21 protein-coding genes are annotated in these 17,767 nt (G+C 65.7%); 5 read left to right on the top strand and 16 right to left on the bottom strand.

Annotation, left to right across the window (positions count from 1 at the left end; all coding sequences use genetic code 11):
- From AC1DS3_RS13070 to AC1DS3_RS13040, 7 genes are all read right to left on the bottom strand, one after another.
- Positions 1 to 210, bottom strand: a 210-nt coding sequence (locus AC1DS3_RS13070; protein ID WP_441632274.1) for a DUF2970 domain-containing protein, incomplete at its 3' end; no start/stop codon positions are given.
- Positions 211 to 244: 34 nt separating this feature from the next.
- Positions 245 to 859, bottom strand: coding sequence for a cytochrome c oxidase assembly protein (locus AC1DS3_RS13065; protein WP_477127315.1), 615 nt, complete (start codon positions 857 to 859; stop codon positions 245 to 247).
- A 17-nt stretch (positions 860 to 876) separates the two neighbouring features.
- Positions 877 to 1,008 carry a cytochrome oxidase small assembly protein gene (locus tag AC1DS3_RS13060; RefSeq protein ID WP_006159470.1) on the bottom strand — a complete coding sequence of 44 codons (132 nt, stop codon included), beginning with the start codon at positions 1,006 to 1,008 and terminating at the stop codon, positions 877 to 879.
- 77 nt (positions 1,009 to 1,085) lie between these two features.
- A complete protein-coding gene (gene ctaD / locus AC1DS3_RS13055) occupies positions 1,086 to 2,690 on the bottom strand; it encodes a cytochrome c oxidase subunit I (protein ID WP_006159471.1) in 1,605 nt (534 codons plus the stop codon).
- 23 nt (positions 2,691 to 2,713) lie between these two features.
- Complete coding sequence (coxB, locus tag AC1DS3_RS13050) at positions 2,714 to 3,976, bottom strand: cytochrome c oxidase subunit II (RefSeq protein ID WP_477127314.1); 1,263 nt, start codon at positions 3,974 to 3,976, stop codon at positions 2,714 to 2,716.
- Between the two features lie 57 nt (positions 3,977 to 4,033).
- A complete protein-coding gene (locus AC1DS3_RS13045) occupies positions 4,034 to 4,543 on the bottom strand; it encodes a DUF2244 domain-containing protein (protein ID WP_253929796.1) in 510 nt (169 codons plus the stop codon).
- Between the two features lie 265 nt (positions 4,544 to 4,808).
- A complete protein-coding gene (locus AC1DS3_RS13040) occupies positions 4,809 to 5,756 on the bottom strand; it encodes a methyltransferase domain-containing protein (RefSeq protein ID WP_441632268.1) in 948 nt (315 codons plus the stop codon).
- 201 nt (positions 5,757 to 5,957) lie between these two features.
- Here AC1DS3_RS13040 and AC1DS3_RS13035 point away from each other — a divergent pair, with 201 nt between their 5' ends.
- Both AC1DS3_RS13035 and trmL read left to right on the top strand, forming a co-directional pair.
- Positions 5,958 to 6,707 (top strand): phosphoribosyltransferase family protein, encoded by a 750-nt coding sequence (locus tag AC1DS3_RS13035; protein ID WP_477127317.1) that lies wholly within the window; start codon positions 5,958 to 5,960, stop codon positions 6,705 to 6,707.
- A gap of 92 nt (positions 6,708 to 6,799) precedes the next feature.
- Positions 6,800 to 7,270 carry a tRNA (uridine(34)/cytosine(34)/5-carboxymethylaminomethyluridine(34)-2'-O)-methyltransferase TrmL gene (gene trmL, locus AC1DS3_RS13030; protein WP_477127313.1) on the top strand — a complete coding sequence of 157 codons (471 nt, stop codon included), beginning with the start codon at positions 6,800 to 6,802 and terminating at the stop codon, positions 7,268 to 7,270.
- A 21-nt stretch (positions 7,271 to 7,291) separates the two neighbouring features.
- On the opposite strand, the gene AC1DS3_RS13025 is transcribed toward trmL, so the two are convergent.
- The 5 genes from AC1DS3_RS13025 to AC1DS3_RS13005 form a co-directional block, all read right to left on the bottom strand.
- Complete coding sequence (locus AC1DS3_RS13025; RefSeq protein WP_477127312.1) at positions 7,292 to 8,284, bottom strand: Bug family tripartite tricarboxylate transporter substrate binding protein; 993 nt, start codon at positions 8,282 to 8,284, stop codon at positions 7,292 to 7,294.
- A gap of 7 nt (positions 8,285 to 8,291) precedes the next feature.
- The gene (locus AC1DS3_RS13020; protein ID WP_441632264.1) at positions 8,292 to 9,308 is read right to left on the bottom strand and encodes an NAD(P)H-dependent glycerol-3-phosphate dehydrogenase; all 1,017 of its coding nucleotides are present in this window, start codon (positions 9,306 to 9,308) and stop codon (positions 8,292 to 8,294) included.
- Positions 9,309 to 9,425: 117 nt separating this feature from the next.
- A complete protein-coding gene (gene secB / locus AC1DS3_RS13015) occupies positions 9,426 to 9,944 on the bottom strand; it encodes a protein-export chaperone SecB (RefSeq protein ID WP_043343340.1) in 519 nt (172 codons plus the stop codon).
- A gap of 163 nt (positions 9,945 to 10,107) precedes the next feature.
- Complete coding sequence (gene grxC / locus AC1DS3_RS13010; RefSeq protein WP_477127311.1) at positions 10,108 to 10,365, bottom strand: glutaredoxin 3; 258 nt, start codon at positions 10,363 to 10,365, stop codon at positions 10,108 to 10,110.
- A 105-nt stretch (positions 10,366 to 10,470) separates the two neighbouring features.
- Entirely contained in the window at positions 10,471 to 10,884 is a 414-nt protein-coding gene (locus AC1DS3_RS13005; RefSeq protein ID WP_150989682.1) for a rhodanese-like domain-containing protein, read from the bottom strand.
- A 140-nt stretch (positions 10,885 to 11,024) separates the two neighbouring features.
- Here AC1DS3_RS13005 and gpmA point away from each other — a divergent pair, with 140 nt between their 5' ends.
- From gpmA to AC1DS3_RS12990, 3 genes are all read left to right on the top strand, one after another.
- Positions 11,025 to 11,771, top strand: coding sequence for a 2,3-diphosphoglycerate-dependent phosphoglycerate mutase (gpmA, locus tag AC1DS3_RS13000; RefSeq protein WP_441632261.1), 747 nt, complete (start codon positions 11,025 to 11,027; stop codon positions 11,769 to 11,771).
- 161 nt (positions 11,772 to 11,932) lie between these two features.
- Positions 11,933 to 13,522 carry a S41 family peptidase gene (locus AC1DS3_RS12995; protein ID WP_441632259.1) on the top strand — a complete coding sequence of 530 codons (1,590 nt, stop codon included), beginning with the start codon at positions 11,933 to 11,935 and terminating at the stop codon, positions 13,520 to 13,522.
- 51 nt (positions 13,523 to 13,573) lie between these two features.
- Positions 13,574 to 14,341, top strand: coding sequence for a HesA/MoeB/ThiF family protein (locus tag AC1DS3_RS12990; RefSeq protein WP_441632257.1), 768 nt, complete (start codon positions 13,574 to 13,576; stop codon positions 14,339 to 14,341).
- Positions 14,342 to 14,356: 15 nt separating this feature from the next.
- Here AC1DS3_RS12990 and mnmH read toward each other — a convergent pair whose 3' ends face one another.
- From mnmH to AC1DS3_RS12970, 4 genes are all read right to left on the bottom strand, one after another.
- The gene (gene mnmH / locus AC1DS3_RS12985) at positions 14,357 to 15,493 is read right to left on the bottom strand and encodes a tRNA 2-selenouridine(34) synthase MnmH (protein ID WP_441632255.1); all 1,137 of its coding nucleotides are present in this window, start codon (positions 15,491 to 15,493) and stop codon (positions 14,357 to 14,359) included.
- Positions 15,493 to 16,560, bottom strand: coding sequence for a selenide, water dikinase SelD (selD, locus tag AC1DS3_RS12980; protein ID WP_441632253.1), 1,068 nt, complete (start codon positions 16,558 to 16,560; stop codon positions 15,493 to 15,495). The genes mnmH and selD overlap by 1 nt, the downstream gene beginning before the upstream one ends.
- Before the next feature lie 265 nt (positions 16,561 to 16,825).
- Entirely contained in the window at positions 16,826 to 17,305 is a 480-nt protein-coding gene (bfr, locus tag AC1DS3_RS12975) for a bacterioferritin (protein WP_477127310.1), read from the bottom strand.
- A 112-nt stretch (positions 17,306 to 17,417) separates the two neighbouring features.
- Positions 17,418 to 17,714, bottom strand: coding sequence for a (2Fe-2S)-binding protein (locus AC1DS3_RS12970; protein ID WP_477127309.1), 297 nt, complete (start codon positions 17,712 to 17,714; stop codon positions 17,418 to 17,420).
- Between the last annotated feature and the right edge of the window lie 53 nt (positions 17,715 to 17,767).

Below are 17,767 nucleotides of genomic sequence, written 5' to 3'. Positions count from 1 at the left end.
CCCTACCACCACACGCACGACCGTGATCAGCACCGCGATCAGGATGGCTACCCCGATCAGGCCGGCAATGATCACATGGACCGGGTTGAGCTGTGCCATGTCACGCTCATGCTCGCTGCCCTTGCGCAGGCCGATAAACGACCAGAACACCGCGCGCAGCGTCTGCACAAATGACAGCTTGCGCTTGACCGCGTCCTTCATCTCATCCACGGCTTTTCCCCTGCAACCCGCCTCGCCTGCAAACTCAAATGCCCTTGCCCGCGCCTGCTGGCTGCGCGTCGAGGGGACCTTGCGGCGCTTGCGCCACCGGCGTCCTGATCTCGAAGAAGGTATAGGACAGCGTAATGTTCTTCACGTCTTTCGGCAGGTCCGGATCGATCACGAACACCACCGGCATCTCGCGTGCTTCCTTCGCCTTGAGCGTCTGCTCCTTGAAGCAGAAACACTCGATCTTCTTGAAATACTGCGTGGCCAGCTTGGGCAGGTAGCTCGGGATGGCCTGCGCCGAGATATCGCGTGCCTGGCCGTTCGCCACTTCGTAGACGATGGTGGTCATCTCGCCCGGGTGCACTTCCATGCTGCTCTTGACCGGACGGAAGGCAAAGGGCCCGCGCGCGTTGGAGTCGAACTCGACCGTGATCGTAYGGGTTTTGTCCACCTGCGTGTTCTTGACCTGGCCACCGTACAGGTCCCGCGTGGTCACCACGTTCAGGCCGGTGATCTCGCAGATCTTCTTGTACAGCGGCACCAGCGCATAGCCAAACGAGAACATCAACGCCACCACCACCAACAGCCGCAGCATCATCCCGCGGTTGAACTTCTTGTCGGTGGCATTGCTTGACTGCTGGTTCGCGCTCATCTCAATACCCTGCAGCTTCAGCCGAGAAAGATCATCTTGGCGAAGAAACCCAAAAAGAAAACCATCACGATCGAGAAAAGGATCAGGCCGAGACGACGATTGGAGGCCTTGCGGTCTGCCTGCGATGGACTTTTGTTTGGATCCTGCATAACACCTTGCTTGCGTGGCGCGGAAGGACGGGCACTGCCCATCCTTCCGTGCCTATTGCGGCTTACCTGACTGTGGCTTACTTGACTTGCGGCGGCACTTCAAAGGTGTGGAACGGGGCCGGCGACGGCACGGTCCATTCCAGGCCCTCGGCGCCATCCCAAGGCTTGTCCCCGGCTGCCTTGCCGCCACGGTAGGACGGCAGCACCACGAAGAAGAAGAAATACACCTGCATCAGGCCAAAGCCCAGTGCACCGATCGATGCAATCGCGTTGAAATCCGCGAACTGGGTCGGGTAGTCGGCATAGCGACGCGGCATGCCGGCCAGACCCAGGAAGTGCATCGGGAAGAAGGTGACGTTGAAGAAAATCATCGAGCCCCAGAAGTGGATCTGGCCGCGGGTTTCGTTGTACATGAAACCGCTCCACTTCGGACCCCAGTAGTAGAAGCCCGAGAACATCGCGAACAGCGAGCCCGCCACCAGCACATAGTGGAAGTGGGCAACGATGAAGTAGGTGTCCTGCAGCTGGATGTCGATCGGGGCTACCGCCGGCATCAGGCCGGTGAAGCCACCGATGGTGAACACGAAGATGAAGCCGATCGCGAACAGCATCGGGGTCTCGAAGGTCATCGAGCCGCGCCACATGGTAGCGATCCAGTTGAAGATCTTCACAGCCGTCGGCACCGCGATCAGCATGGTGGCGTACATGAAGAACAGCTGGCCGGTCACGGGCATGCCGGTCGTGAACATGTGGTGAGCCCACACGATGAACGACAGGATGGCGATCGAAGCGGTCGCGTAGACCATCGAGCTATAGCCGAACAGGCGCTTGCGGGCGAAGGTCGGCACGACGTGCGAGACGATCCCGAACGCCGGCAAGATCATGATGTAGACCTCGGGGTGGCCGAAGAACCAGAAGATGTGCTGGTACATCACCGGGTCGCCGCCGCCGGCAGCCGAGAAGAAGCTCGTGCCGAAGTGACGGTCGGTCAGCACCATGGTGATGGCGCCAGCCAGCACCGGCATCACGGCGATCAGCAGGTAGGCGGTGATCAGCCAGGTCCAGCAGAACATCGGCATCTTCATCAGCGTCATGCCGGGTGCGCGCATATTGAGCACCGTGACGATGATGTTGATCGAGCCCATGATCGACGACGCGCCCATGATGTGCATGGCGAAAATCGCCATGTCCATGCCGGGGCCCATCTGCACMGACAGCGGCGCGTACAGGGTCCAGCCGGCGGCGGTGGCGCCACCCGGTGCGAAGAACGACAGCACCAGCAGCAGCGCTGCCGGGGGCATCAGCCAGAAGCTGAAGTTGTTCATCCGCGCGAACGCCATGTCGGATGCGCCGATCTGCAGCGGGATCATCCAGTTGGCGAAGCCGACGAAGGCCGGCATGATCGCGCCGAACACCATGATCAGGCCGTGCATGGTGGTGAACTGGTTGAACAGTTCCGGGCGGAAGAACTGCAAGCCCGGCTCGAACAGCTCGAGACGGATCAGCAGTGCCAGCGCGCCGCCAGACAGCAGCATGGTGAACGAGAACAGCAGGTACAGCGTACCGATGTCCTTGTGGTTGGTGGCAAACAGCCAACGGCGCCAGCCATGCGGTTGATCGTGGTGATCGTCATGCGCGTGGTCGTGCGGGTGGGCGAGCGCGTCCGGGGTAGCAGTACTCATCGCGAAAACTCCTGAAATCCTGTTCAACCTGCGGCGMGGTCGCCCGCGGCGCTGGCCTGCTTGGCAGCGGGCTTGTCTTCCGTCTTGGGCGCGGCGTCGCCGCTCGCGCCAGGTGCGCCGCCGCCTTCGCGGAACTTGCCGGCACGCGCATTCACGAAATCGCTCGGTTGAATCACTTCACCCGTCTTGTTACCCCAGTTGTTGCGGGTGTAGGTCATGACGGCAGCGAGCTCGGTATCGGAGAGGTGCTTCCACACCGGCATGGCACCCTTGCCTTCCAGCAGGATATGCATCTGGCCGGCATCCGGGCCGTTGACGATCTTGGAGCCGTCGAGAGCCGGGAAGGCGCCGCCGCCCTTGCCGTTAGGCTGGTGGCAGACCGCGCAGTTGGCGGTGTAGACCTTCTCGCCACGGGCCTTGAGCTCGTCCAGGGTCCAGGTCTTGTTGGGATCGTCCGCCTTGGCGGCGAGCTCCTTCTTCTTGCCGTCGACCCACTTGGCGTAGTCGGCGTCGGAGACGACGCGCACGACGATCGGCATGAAGGCGTGTTCCTTGCCGCACAGCTCGGCGCACTGGCCACGGTACACGCCAACCTTCTCGGCCTTGAACCAGGTGTCGCGCACGAAGCCGGGGATGGCATCCTGCTTGACGCCGAAGGCCGGGATCATCCAGGCATGGATGACGTCATTGGCCGTCAGCACCATGCGGACCTTCTTGTTCACGGGCACCACCATCTCGTTGTCCACCTCCATCAGGTAGGTGTTCGACTTGGGGGCCTCGTTGTTGATCTGCTCGCGCGGGGTGGTCAGGGTGGACACGAAGGAAATCCCCTCGCCGTCGCCCTTCAGGTAGTCGTAGCCCCACTTCCACTGGTAGCCAGTGGCCTTGATGGTGATGTCGGCGTTGGTGGTGTCCTTCATCGCCACGACCGTCTTGGTGGCGGGCAGGGCCATGCCGATGACGATCAGGAAGGGGATGATGGTCCAGATCACCTCGACGGTGATGCTTTCGTGGAAGGAGGCTGACTTCGCGCCCTTGGACTTGCGGTGCGTGAACACGGAGTAGAACATCACCGCGAACACGCCGATGAAGATCACGGTGCACATGATCAGCATCATCCAGTTCAGCCAGTGAATCTGCTCGGCGATCTTGGTGACCGGCTCGGTCAGATTGAGCTGTCGCACGGCGGGGCCACCTGGCATGTCTTCCACTGCCAGGGCTGCATGGCTGGTGAGCAGGGACGCCCCCACCAGACACGCTGCGGATGCCTTCTTCCACATTTTCATTTGTTATCTACCCAATTTACAGATTCAAATCTGTGACTCGCCGGCCCCCGCCGCCTCTCAGAGGCAGCGCAAAGCCGATGCGAGCTCCTGCGCGAACTTTCGCCGCTTGTACGGGTCCAGAAAACACCCCACCCGCACAGCGCTCTTGCCCGAGCGCAGCAACACCAGCGCCCGTAATGATTCACCCGGTTCAACCCGCACCCATAGCGGGTTGAATTCATGCCGTGTCAGCTGCCCTGCACTGACCGAAACCACTACCAGCCTGCCGTCGACGAGGCTGACGCGCTCATAGTCCGACGCATGCCGCCCGTGCACCAGCAGGGCAATGCCCAGCCCCAGCAGTTCCAGCCCGGCAAACGGAAGCACGAGCCATGACCCTCGCCACGCGAAGAACAAAGCGATGGCGAGCGAAACACTGACGATGGAGAGGTAAAACCAGCCAACCTGGCGCGGAGACAGCGAACAATTCCGCTTCATCAGCCAGTCTTTGTCCGGCGGGCCAAATCCGTCGGAACTGCCGCCGGATTTGCCTTGCGCCGTCTGGAGTGCGATACCCAAGTCTTGCATCGCCAACCTTGCATCGCCAACTACTCTGCGCTGGATGCACGCCTGGACGATTGCGCCTGGGACGCACCATTGAAGTGCGATTTCGGGCAAATTGTGCCAGGGAGACCACTGCGACAAACTGGCGCATTATAGGGCGCTTCGCCTACTCGGACAAGGCCGCTACTTGACCAAGGGGCTAGCGCGCGACAAGTTTTTGTGCATCAGTACGGTGCTCGCCATCGGCCGCTTGACTGCGCCGCCGATGCGTGCAGCAGCGCCGCGGACGTTACTTGCGCTGCCGCGCGCGCCCGATCTTGTCGAGCGGAACCACGGCGTGGCCGAGCTCATCGACAGCCTGCTTGCCGCGCGGCGCCAGCTTCCAGGCATGGCCGTAGACGATCTCGAACGTGAGCGGGATCAGCCCCTCGGCATTGCGCTGGCGCTCCAGCGCGGCCAGCAGCGCTGCATGCCAGCGGCGCCCACGCAGCCCTCCCCGGCTCGCGCCAGCCGGCAGGCGCAGCCCGCCGAAGGCCTGCACTTCGCGCAGCAGGGTCCGCGGCGACTCATAGGTGATCGTCAGGGTCTCCATGTCCATCACGGGCGTGGACCAGCCGCTGTGCACCAGCATGTCCCCGATATCGTGCATGTCGACAAAGCGCAGCGTGTGGGTGTCGCCATCGACTTCGGCAAAGGCGGCGCGCAATTGCGCCAGCGTGTCGGGCCCGAACAGCGAGAACAGGACCAGGCCTTCGTCGCGGGTGACCCGGTGCCACTCCGGGAAGACCCGGTGCGGCTCGGGGTGCCAGTGCAGCGCCAGGTTGGACCACAACAGGTCGAAGCTGGCCGGGGCGAAGGGCAATGTGGCAAGATCGCCCTGTACCAGGTCAAAGGTCGGGCGCTTGCCAAGCAGGCGCCCCAGCCACCCGGCCTGGCGCTGGGGATCGCGCTGGGCGGCCTCGTGCAGCATGGCGCCGGAAATATCCATCCCGGCGATCTGCGCATCCGGGTACTGGGCGCGCAGCGCGGCCAGGCCGCGCCCGTGGCCGCAGCCGATATCGAGCGCGCGCGCCGGCGCCAGCCGGATCATCTGCATGCGCTCCTGCATGCGCTGGCCGATCTCGCCCAGCAGGAAGTCCAGTTGGCTGAATCCGGCGCTGCGCCGGTCGAAGGCGAGGCGGGTCAGCCGCGTGGGCGGCAAATAGGCATCGGGGGAGTCGGCGTCATGCAGGGACACGGTCAAACCAGGCAGCAAGGAACAAAGAATGAGGATGACGGCCGGCGCGAGGCGGCGGCCGGGCATGCGGTGCGCGCGCCAGCGGGCGCCGCAACAGGATCGCAAGTATACGCGCCCACCGCCAGGCCTGCCGCCGACGGCTCCGACGTGCCCCATGCGGCAGCTGCCCCCGCGCCCCCCGCGCCCCCCGTGCCGTACCGCCTGGCGCGCCCGGGCGAAGGCGTCCTGCGCCACCATGCGCGGCGCTTGCTGCGCACGCTCCTGCCAGCGGCCTGCGCACTTTGCGGCACGGTGCAGGACGAAACCGTCTGCGCAGGTTGCGCGCAAGAGTTGCTGACGCCGCTGCCGCGTTGCCGCTGCTGCGCCCTGCCGCTAGGGCGCACCGCCAGGCCAGGCGTAGCCTCGCTCTGTGCCCAGTGCCGCTACGAGCCGCCGCCGTTCGACGACGCGCTGGTGCTGGGTGACTACGCCAGCCCGCAAGACGGCTTGGTGCTGGCCTTGAAGTTCGGCGGCGTGCTGCCGCTGGCGGACTGGCTTGCGGGCGAGCTGGCACGCCGCTGGCATGCCGACGAGTCCGGCAGGCCCGGCCTGGCCCTGCCCGATGTGCTGGCGCCGATCCCGCTGTCCGCGCAGCGCCTTGCAGAGCGCGGCTTCAACCAGTCCTGGGAAATCKCCCGGCCCCTGGCACGCCGGCTGGGCGTGCGCGCCGCGCCGACGCTCCTGGCGAGGCTGCGCGATACACCGGCCCAAGCCACGCTGGACCTGCCCGCGCGGCAGGCCAACCTGCAGGATGCCTTCGGCCTCGGGTCCGGCCATGACGTTGCGGGCCAGCATATCGGCCTGGTCGACGATGTGATGACCAGCGGCGCCACCTTGGGCGAAGCGGCGCGGCTCCTGAAAGCCAGCGGCGCGGCGCGCGTGACGCTGGTGGTCGCCTTGCGCACGCCGTAGCGCAGCCCATGGGCCCGGCGTGACAGCCGGCCCCCGGCAGGGTAAGCTGCCCAGCGTTTCACGGCTGCGGCGCCCCTGGCCCGCCCCTCCACATGTTCAATGTCGTCCTGGTCGAACCCGAGATCCCGCCGAACACCGGCAATGTGATACGGCTGTGCGCCAACACCGGTGCGCGCCTGCACCTTGTCAAGCCGCTCGGCTTTCCGCTGGAAGACGCGCGCATGCGCCGCGCCGGCCTGGATTATCACGAGTACGCCAGCATGCGCGTGCACGAGAACTGGGACGCGCTGATGGAAAGCGAGCGGCCCGACCCGGCCCGCATGTTCGCGCTGACCACCMATGGCTCGACGCCCTTCGGCCAGGTCAGCTTCCAGCCCGGGGACTGGTTTGTGTTCGGCTCGGAAACGCGCGGGCTGGCGCCGGAGCGGCGCGAATGGTTTCCCACCGCGCAGCGCATCCGGCTGCCCATGCGGCCGGACAACCGCAGCCTCAACCTCTCCAATACCGTCGCGGTCGTGGTGTTCGAAGCCTGGCGCCAGAACGGCTTTGCCGGCGGGGCCTGAGGCCGCCGCTGGCGCACTTTCTTATTCCGGCTGCACCCCCGCCACGCGGATCACCTTGTCCCAGCGCACCTTCTCGCTCGCCATGGTCTGGCGCAGCGATTGCGGCGCGGTGCCGGCCGGCACGAAATACTGGGCGCGCATCTTGGCGCGCACGTCCTCGCTGCCGATGATGGCCACCAGCTCGCGATAGAGCCGGTCGATCACCGGCGCGGGCGTGCCCGCCGGGGCCAGCACCGCTTGCCATGAAATCGCCTCGAAGCCGGGATAGCCGGATTCCGCCACGGTTGGCACCGCGGGCAGCAGGCTGGTGCGCCCGCTGGTGGTGACCGCGATGATGCGCAGCTTGCCAGCGGTCACCAACGGCATGGCGATGGCCGGCACCATGAAACCGGCCTGCACCTGACCGCCGACCATGGCGGTGGTGATCTGCGCAAACCCCGGATAAGGGATGTGCTGCAGGTCGATGCCGGCGGCCGCCTTGAGCTGCTCCATGGCCAGGTGGGCAGCGCTGCCGTTGCCGACCGACCCGTAGTTCAGCACACCCGGCCGGGAACGGGCGAGGGCCACGAACTCCCGCACGTCATGCACCGGCAGGCGGGCATCCACCACCAGCACATTGGGCGAAGTTGCCACCAGCGACACGGGGGCGAGCTGGCGCACCGGGTCGTAGCCGAGATGGCGCKACAAGGTGGGCGCGGTGACCAGCGGCCCATTGATCGTGAGCAGCAAGGTATAGCCGTCCGGAGCGGCCCTGGCCACCATGCCGGTACCGATATTGCCGCCCGCGCCCGGGCGGTTCTCCACCACGACCGCTTGTCCGAGCGCCGCGGCCAGCTTCTCGGTCAGCAGGCGCGCGATCAGGTCGGGCGAGGACCCGGCCGGGAACGGCACCATCATGCGGACCGGCTTTACCGGCCAGGGCTGGGCGGACGCGGGCGCAGCCAGCGCCGTGCCAGCCACGCCAGGCATGGCACAGGCGGCAAGGGCTTTCAGGATGCGGCGACGATCTTCCATCGCGCGCTCACTCATCGCGCGCATCGCGCTGGAGCAGCCGCGCCACCGCATCGGCGGCAGGCAGCCCCTCGAAAAGCACGGCGCATACCGCGCGCGTGATCGGCATCTCGACGCCCTTGGCCGCGGCCAGCGCCGCCACGGCCTGCGCGCAGCGCACGCCTTCGGCAACGTGGCCCAACTCGGCCAGGATCTGCGCCAGCGTCTTGCCCTCGGCCAGTTGCTGGCCGACCTTGCGATTGCGCGAGAGATCGCCCGTGGCGGTCAGGATCAGGTCGCCCATGCCCGCCAGGCCCATGAAGGTTTCGACGCGTCCGCCCAGCGCCATGCCGAGCCGGGTCATTTCGGCCAGGCCGCGCGTTACCAGCGCGGCGCGCGCGTTCAGGCCCAGGCCCAGGCCATCGCTGGCGCCGGTGGCGATCGCCAGCACGTTCTTGACCGCGCCCCCCACCTCGGCGCCGACCAGGTCGTCGCTGCCGTAGATGCGCATGGCATGGTGATGGAACGCCTGCTGAGCGAACTCGGAGAGTGCCGGCGAGGTGCCCGCCACGGTCAGCGCGCAGGGCAGGCCCAGCGCCACTTCACGGGCAAAACTCGGGCCGGTCAGCACGCCGTAGCTGGTGTCGGCGAGACGGCCGGCGGCAGTGAGTTCTTCGCGCACCATCTGGTGCGGCAAGGCATTGGTGCCGGCTTCGAAGCCCTTGCACAGCCAGAGCATGCGCAAACCCCCGGCCTGGCTCGCGGCCAGCCTGCGCGTCATTTCGCGCAGGCCCGAAACTGGCGTGGCGACGATCACCAGGCCATCGGGCTCGATATCGGCATGCGCCGCGGCCCGCTCGAAATCGGGTTCCACCAAGAGCCGCCCGGACAGCGGCACGCCCGGCAGGTAGGTAGCATTGACGCGGTCGGCGCCGATCGCGGCCAGCTGGGCGGCATCTCGCCCCCACAGCACCACATCGTGGGCCGCGGCGGCATGGCTGGCGAGCGCGGTGCCCCAGGCACCTGCACCGAAGACAGTGATTTTCATGACGGTTTGCCTCGCTTGTTCGGCCTCGAAACCTTAAGCCTTGCGCGCCACGAATGACGCGAACCGGAAAGACAAAACGGGGCCGAAGCCCCGTCTTTGYGACATCCTGCAGCAGGATCAGTGACGAGCCTGGCTGCCGTCGGGCATCACGATGCCGCTGTTGCCACCTTGTGCGGTTTCCGCTTCTTCCATCGCGGCCTGCAGGCGCTGTTCGTACAGGGCCTGGAAGTTGATTTCCGACAGATGAATGGCCTGGAAGCCGGCGCGGGTGATCACGTCGGCGATATTGCTACGCAGGTACGGGTAGAGAATGGTCGGGCAGGCAATGCCCAGCAGCGGGTCGAGCTGCTCCACCGGMACGTTGCGGATATCGAAGATGCCGGCCTGGTGGGCTTCCACCAGGAAGGCAACCTTGTCCTGCACCTTGGTGGTCACGGTACCGGTCACAACGACTTCGAAGATGCCTTCCTGGAGCTGCGAGGCACCCACGTTCACCTGCACTTCCACGGCCGGCGCTTCGGTTTCGAGGAAGATGCCGGGCGAATTCGGCTGCTCGAGCGACATGTCCTTCAGGTACACGCGCTGGATGTTGAAGAACGGCTGGTCTTCCTGCTGATTGTTCTGCTGGTCGCTCATGAAAGGCTTCCGGAAAAATGGGCGTTGGGGGCCAGGCGTGCGGGACATTGGCACCCTGGGCGGGATTGGCCCAGGGTCACGGCCCGGGTCGGCACCCGGTTGGAAAACGTATATGGTACATGACGCGGGTGGCGAATTCACCCGCAGCGAGGCAGGCGGCGCGTCAGGMTGCCAGCAGCGGCACCAGTCCGCCCTGGCGATCGAGCGCCGAGAGGTCGTCGAAGCCACCGACATGGGTCTCGTCGATGTAGATCTGCGGCACGGTGCGGCGACCGGTGCGGCTCATCATTTCCTCGCGCTTGCCGGGCTCGCGGTCGATCAGGATCTTCTCGATCGCCTCCACGCCCTTGGCCTTCAGAAGGCGCTCGGCCATCTGGCAATACGGACAAACTACCGTGCTGTACATTACAACGCGKGCCATGCGCATCTCCTTGAAAAACGGAATCCGGAAGTTGGTCGGGTGCTCGCAAGCCGGGRCAGCGGCGGCAACGGAGGACGTGCCCCCGGCGCCGCTTGCCTGCGCCGCTTACTTGACGACGGGCAGACCGGCTTGCTGCCAGGCGGCAAGGCCGCCTTCGAGCGAATAGATCTCACTGTAACCGGCTTCCTTCAGGGCTGCTTGACCCTTGCCCGAGCGCTGGCCGGTCTGGCACACGACGATGATGGGGACGGACTTGTCCTTTGCAAGGCTGGCGGCACGGCTTGCCAGGTCGGAAAGTGGCGCACTCTTGGCTTGCGGCAGGTGGCCCTTGGCGTATTCGGTGGCTTCCCGGATATCCACGACCACGGCATTGCGCTTGTTGATCAGCTGGGTAGCGGCGGCCGGGTTGACGGTCTTGCCGGAGGTTCCGCGCGAGATGGCGGGCCACGCCAGCAGGCCGCCCGACACGACGGCGAGGGCGATCAAGGCAAGGTTGTTGTAGTCGGCGAAGAAATTCACGTTGGCATTCCGGTGGGTTGAGTCGGCGGCATTATAAAATAGACGGTTTGGCGCCCGCGACCCGCTATTGTCTCCTAGTTGACACATGTGCGGCGGTATGTGGCAGGGCGCACACAGGTTTCTCACGCTTTGGAAGCAGCATGTACAAACTCGTTCTCATCCGCCACGGCGAATCCACGTGGAATCTCGAAAACCGCTTCACCGGCTGGGTCGACGTCGACCTCACCGACACCGGCGTGGCCCAGGCCAAGCTGGGCGGCAAGCTGCTGCGCGAGGCAGGGCTGGCCTTCGATGTAGCGTACACCTCGGTGCTCAAGCGTGCCATCCGCACGCTGTGGCACGTGCAGGACGAAATGGACCTGATGTGGATTCCGGTCCGGAACGAATGGCGCCTKAACGAACGCCACTATGGCGCGCTGTCCGGCCTGAACAAGGCCGAAACCGCCGCCAAGTTCGGCAACGAGCAGGTGCTGGTATGGCGCCGCAGCTACGACACCCCGCCGCCGGTGCTCGAAGTGGACGATCCGCGTGCGGCTTACGACGATCCGCGCTACGCGCAAGTGCCGCGCGAGCAGATTCCGCTGACCGAATGCCTGAAGGACACGGTCGAGCGCGTGCTGCCGCTATGGAACGAATCGATCGCCCCCGACATCAAAGCGGGGAAGCGCGTGGTAATCGCCGCCCATGGCAACAGCATCCGCGCGCTGGTGAAATACCTGGACCAGATCTCGGATGACGACATCGTTGGCATCAACATCCCCAATGGCACCCCGCTCGTGTACGAGCTGGACGCCGACTTGCGCCCGCTGCGTCATTACTACCTGGGCGACCAGGAAGCAATCGCAGCCTCCCTGGCCGCCGTGGCGAACCAAGGCAAGGCAAACTGAGGCCCAGGCCGGGCGCGCGCCGCGAGGCTCGCCCGGCCGCCTCAGKCAGTGGACCAGGCCTTTTTTGCCGCTCCCTCTTATACTGTCGGACAAATCCGGCCGGTGCGATGCGCCAGGCCGGCTCCGACACAGCACAATCCTCACACGTTCAGGCAGCCCTCATGCGTAAGACGCTCAAGAACATCAGTCTTGTTACTGCCGGACTCGTTGCCGGCGTGCTCGCCACGCTGCAACTATCGGCCACGGCGCAGAATTCGCCGGGGCCGCTGCCGCTGGAGCAGTTGCGCTTGATGGCCGACATCTTCGGCCAGATCAAGCGCGAATATGTCGAGCCGGTGGATGACAAGAAGCTGCTGACCGAAGCCATCAAAGGCATGGTCGCCAGCCTGGATCCGCATTCGGCCTATCTGGACGAGAAGGACTTCAAGGAACTGCAGGAAGGCACGCGCGGACGCTTCGCCGGCCTGGGGATCGAAATCTCGCAGGAAGAAGGRCTGGTCAAGGTGATCAACCCGATCGAAGACACCCCCGCCTTCCGCGCCGGCATCCAGCCCGGCGACCTGATCACCCGCATCGACGACAAGCCCGTGCGCGGCCTGCCGCTGGAGCAGGCCGTCAAGCGCATGCGCGGCGAGCCGGGCACCAAGGTCACGCTGACCATCTACCGCAAGAGCGACGAGCGCACCTTCCCGGTGTCGATCACGCGCGCGGAGATCCGCGTGCAGTCGGTCAAGGCCAAGCTGATCGACAATGACCGCCTCGCCTGGGTCCGCCTGACCAGCTTCCAGGAACGCACGGTGGCCGACCTGGGCAAGAAACTGGACGAACTGGCCCAGAAGAACCCCAACCTGAAGGGCGTGATCCTGGACCTGCGCAACAACGGCGGCGGCGTGCTGCAAGGCGCGGTCGGCGTGGCGGCAGCCTTCCTGCCCGACGACGTGACCGTGGTCTCGACCAATGGCCAGGTGCCCGATGCCAAGCGCGTCTACAAGACCACGTTCAACAACTACCGGCTGTCCTCGCTCGAGGACGATCCGCTCAAGGACCTGCCGGCGCTGTATAAAAAGATCCCGATGGTGGTGTTGACCAACGCCTACTCGGCGTCGGCCTCCGAAATCGTTGCCGGCGCGCTGCAAGACCACAAGCGCGCGCTGATCATGGGCAAGACCACGTTCGGCAAGGGCTCGGTGCAGACCGTGCGCCCGCTCACCAACGACACCGGCATCAAGCTGACCATCGCGTACTACTACACGCCGACGGGCAAGTCGATCCAGGCCAAGGGCATCCGCCCGGACATCCCGGTCGACCAGAACCCGGAAGGCGATCCTGACGACGCGCTGATCACCCGCGAGATCGACACCGAGCGCCACCTGCACAACAAGCAGGAATCGGAAGAGCCCGAGATGAACGAGCGCGAACAGCGCCGCGTCGAGGAACTGCGCCGCCTCGAGGAAGAAAACGCCAAGAAGACGCAGGAAGAGCGCGACAAGGAACGCAAGAAGAAGCCGATCGAGTTCGGCTCGGCCGAGGACTTCATGCTGCAGCAAGCCATTGCCCAGCTCGAAGGCCAGCCGGTCAAGCGCTCCAAGTCCAAGCTCGAAGCCGTGGCCACGTCGGACAAGCCGGCCAAGCCTGCGGCAGCCAAGGCGGCTACCCCGGCCAAGCCGGCCACCAAGGCACCAGCCGGCGCGCCGCCGGCCAGCGCCCCGATGGGCACGCCGCTGGGCACGCCGACCGGCAAGGCTCCCTGAAATCCTGATGAATAACAGCGGCCCTGCGGGGCCGCTTTTGCATTGCACGCCATGAACGACGATCAACTGCTGCGCTATTCGCGGCATATCCTGCTCGACGAACTCGGCATCGAGGGCCAGAGCCGGTTGCTCGCCAGCCACGCGCTGGTGATCGGCGCGGGCGGCCTGGGCGCTGCCGCCCTGCCCTACCTGGCCTCGGCCGGCGTGGGCACCATCACCGTGGTCGATGACGACGTGGTCGACCTGACCAACCTGCAGCGCCAGGTGATCCACACCACCGCCAATGTCGGACGCCCCAAGGTGGAATCGGCGCGGGAGGGCATGCTGCGCATCAACCCGGGCATCGACGTGCGCCTGGTGCAAGCGCGCGTAGGCGCCGCGGAGTTAGCGCGCCTGGTGGCTGATGCCGACGTGGTGCTCGATTGCTGCGACAACTTCGACACGCGCCAGGCCGTCAACCGCGCCTGCGTGCAGCACCGCGTGCCCCTGGTGTCCGGCGCGGCCCTGCGCTTCGACGGGCAGATCAGCGTGTTCGACCGCCGCCAGCCAGGCGCGCCCTGCTATGCCTGCCTGTTCCCGCCCTCGCAGCCGGCTCAGGAAGTGGCTTGCGCCACCATGGGCGTGTTCGCGCCGCTGGTGGGAATGGTGGGCACGGTGCAGGCGGCCGAGGCCCTCAAGCTGCTGATGGGCGTCGGCACCACCCTGGCCGGCCGCCTGCTGATGGTCGATGCGCTTGGCATGGAATGGACCACGATGCGCCTCGCGCGCGTGGCCGATTGCGAAGTCTGCGGTGGCGCGCACGCGCAAGCCGCCCCCTAGGCGGCCTKCGCGCGTTCAGGCGCGGGTGCGCTCACGCAGGAAAGCCAGCACCGCGGCGCGCTCGCCGCGGAACACGATCCTGGCCTCGCGCTGTTCGCGCTGGTAGGCGTACATCGGGTCGTAGTATTGCTGCAGCAGCAAGGCGATCCAGCCCAGATGCAGGTCGGTCTCGCCCGTTTCCTCCTGGCGCGCCAGCGCTTGGTCCAGCAAGGCCGAGAGCCGCTCGTAGCGCGTACCGCCGAGCCGCTTGGCAATGGCCGCCATGGCATCGCGCAGGCGCGCCGCGTAAGCGGCGAAACCCGCCTGCTCACCCAGCGCCGCCATGAACTCCCCCGACAGGCCAAGCACGTAGTCTTCCAGCACGCGGCGCACGCGCGCCTCGAAGGATTCCTCCAGCCAGACCAGTGGCGCTAGCTGAATCGCCTGGTAGAAGGCCTGCGGCAGGTTGCGCGCGCCGATGAAGCGCCCCTCGTCCTCGACCACCAGCGCCGGCAGCCCGGCCGCGCGATGGCGCAGCAGCGAAATCGCCAGGCCATTCTCGAAATCGATCTGCGTGGGCTGCGCTACCGTGCGCCGGCCAAAGCTGGACCCGCGGTGCCGAGCCAGGCCCTCCAGGTCGATGGCGGCGTCCCGGCTGCCGCTCGGGCCCGTGACCAGGTCGGCGATCAGCTCGGTGATCAGCTCAGTCTTGCCGCTCCCGGTCATACCGCCCAGCACCAGCAAGCTGCATTCAGCGGCGGCCGCATCGAGGGTCTCGATCAGGAAGCTGCGCATCGCCTTGTAGCCGCCCGTCACACGCGGATAAGCGATACCGGCGTCCTCGCGCAGCCATTGCTGCACGATCTGCGAGCGCAGGCCGCCGCGGAAGCAATACAGGTAGCCGTCGGGATGCGCCCGCGCAAAAGTCGCCCAGCCCGCGGTTCGCGCCGCGCGGATTTCGCCGGTCACCAACTGGTGGCCTAGCGCGAGCGCGGCCTGCGGCCCTTGCTCCTCATAGCACAAGCCAACCTGGTGCCGCTCGGCATCGTCCATCAGCGGCAGGTTAACCGCGCCTGGAAACGCGCCGCGCGCGAACTCCACCGGCGCGCGCGCATCGAGCAGCGGCGCACCGGACACAAAGAGCTGGCGAAAGTCGGCCGTGTCCTCGCGCATCAGATCACCTCGACGGCATACCGGCCCTGCTCGACGAACTCGCCGACCGGCGCCAGTGCCAGGCCAAACTCCGCGCAAGCGCCATGGAATGCGGCCTCGCCAGCAGGCTCGACCGCCACCAGCAAGCCTCCGCTGGTCTGCGGATCGCACAGCAAGGCGCGCTGCACCTCGCTCAACGCGCCACCCTGGTTGCCGATCCCCGCGCCAATTCGCGCGCCGTAGCTATCGAAGTTGCGCTGGGTGCCGCCTGGCACGCAACCGGCCTCGACGTAGCGCAGCACTTCCGGCAGCAACGGCACGGCGGCGTGGTCAAGACGCGCGGTGAGGCGGCTGCCGTCTGCCATCTCGACAAGGTGCCCGAGCAGGCCAAAGCCCGTGACATCCGTCATGGCCCGCACACCGGCCAGCTTGCCGAAGCGGCTGCCGGGACGATTGAGCACGCACATCCAGTCGCGCGCCAGGTGGATATCCTCGGCGCGCAGCTTGCCCTGCTTCTCGGCGGTGGTCAGCACGCCGATGCCCAGCGGCTTGGTCAGGTACAGCCGGCAGCCGGCGGTCGCGGTGTCGTTGCGTTTCAGGTGCGCGCGGTCGACCACGCCAGTCACCGCAAGCCCGAAGATAGGCTCCGGCGCATCGATGGAATGCCCGCCGGCAAGCGGGATGCCCGCTTCCTCGCAGGCGCGGCGCCCACCTGCCACCACCTCGCGCGCCACCTCGGGCGGCAGCAGCTTGACTGGCCAGCCGAGGATGGCGATGGCCAGCAGCGGATCGCCCCCCATGGCGTAGATGTCGCTGATGGCGTTGGTGGCGGCGATGCGTCCGAAGTCGAACGGGTCATCGACGATCGGCATGAAGAAATCGGTGGTGGACACCACGCCACGGCCCGCTTCCAGCCCATCCAGCGCATAAACCGCCGCATCGTCGCGCGAGGCATTGCCGACCCACAGGCGCGGATCGAGATGCTGGTTGCCGCTGCCGGCAAGGATCACGTCGAGCACCTGCGGCGAAATCTTGCATCCGCAGCCGGCACCATGGCTGTACTGCGTCAGGCGGATCGGGTCTGCCATGATGCTGGCTCCTGTCGTTTGGTTTGGTTTAGCGTGGTGTAGTGTGGTGCGATGCCGATTCGGCTCCCTTCTCCGCAGCATAGGCGTATCGCGCTCAAGCTGGCGCAAGCATCGGCCCTGGCAAGGGCGGTCAGGCTGAGGGAAGAATGGGAATCTGAATGATAAGGGTTACCGCCTGGATGCGGGCGGAACCGGCAGCACCGAGTGGCGCCGCGCGGTTGCGGCCACTGGGTTCTTGCGAACTTGCGGCCGGCTGCTGGGCGGATTATTGCTCGCCCGGCTCCATCTGCGATTGCAGATAGTTCGGCAGGCCAACCTTGTCGATCAGGTCGAGCTGCGTCTCGAKGAATTCGATGTGCTCTTCGGTATCGGTCAGGATCTCGACCAGGATCTCGCGGCTGACGTAGTCGCCCACCGATTCGCAATACGTAATGCCTTCCTTGACGGTGGMATGCGCGCCTTGCTCGAGCTTCAGGTCGCACTTGAGCATTTCCGGGGTGTCTTCGCCCAGCAGCAACTTGTTGAGGTCCTGCAGATTGGGCAGGCCGTCAAGCATCAGGATGCGATCGATCAGGCGATCGGCATGCTTCATCTCGCCAATGGATTCCTTGTACTCGATATCGCCGAGCTTCTTCAGGCCCCAGTGGCGGTACATGCGAGCGTGCAGGAAGTATTGGTTGATCGCGGTCAGCTCGTTCTTCAGCTGCGCGTTCAGATGCTGGATGACCTTCTTGTCACCTTTCATTGGTGGCTCCTTGTTGCAACGGGCCCCCGCAAAAACGCGAAGCGGCGCAAGGCGCGCCGCAGGCAGTCAAAACAAGCGAATACGCGCCGCAACCTGAAAGTTGCGGGCGAGTTTAAGCAACCAGCTCAGTGCGCTGGTCGTTCGCGACTGCCGKGTCCCGAGTGTCCATTATGGCACGTGGGCCCGATGACGAACAGGAAGAAATGGGCACGACCTGGATGGTGGAGACCTTGACGTTGCGTACCGCCGCGACGCCTTCACAAAGCACCTGTTGAGCGCATTCGCGACAGCGGCCACAGCACGTGCCAACACCCAGCGTTTCAGCCAGCTCGTCGAGCGTGGACACGCCTAGATGCGCAGCGCCATGAATTTCTCGGTCGGTAACCTGATTGCAGATGCAAACGTACACAAATCCCTCCTTGGGAGAGGGGTGGGGTACATGCCAAGAACGCGGCACTTACC

It is taken from the genome of Cupriavidus sp. 01L46, from assembly GCF_056399905.1.
This window is presented reverse-complemented; position numbering and strand designations above follow the sequence as displayed.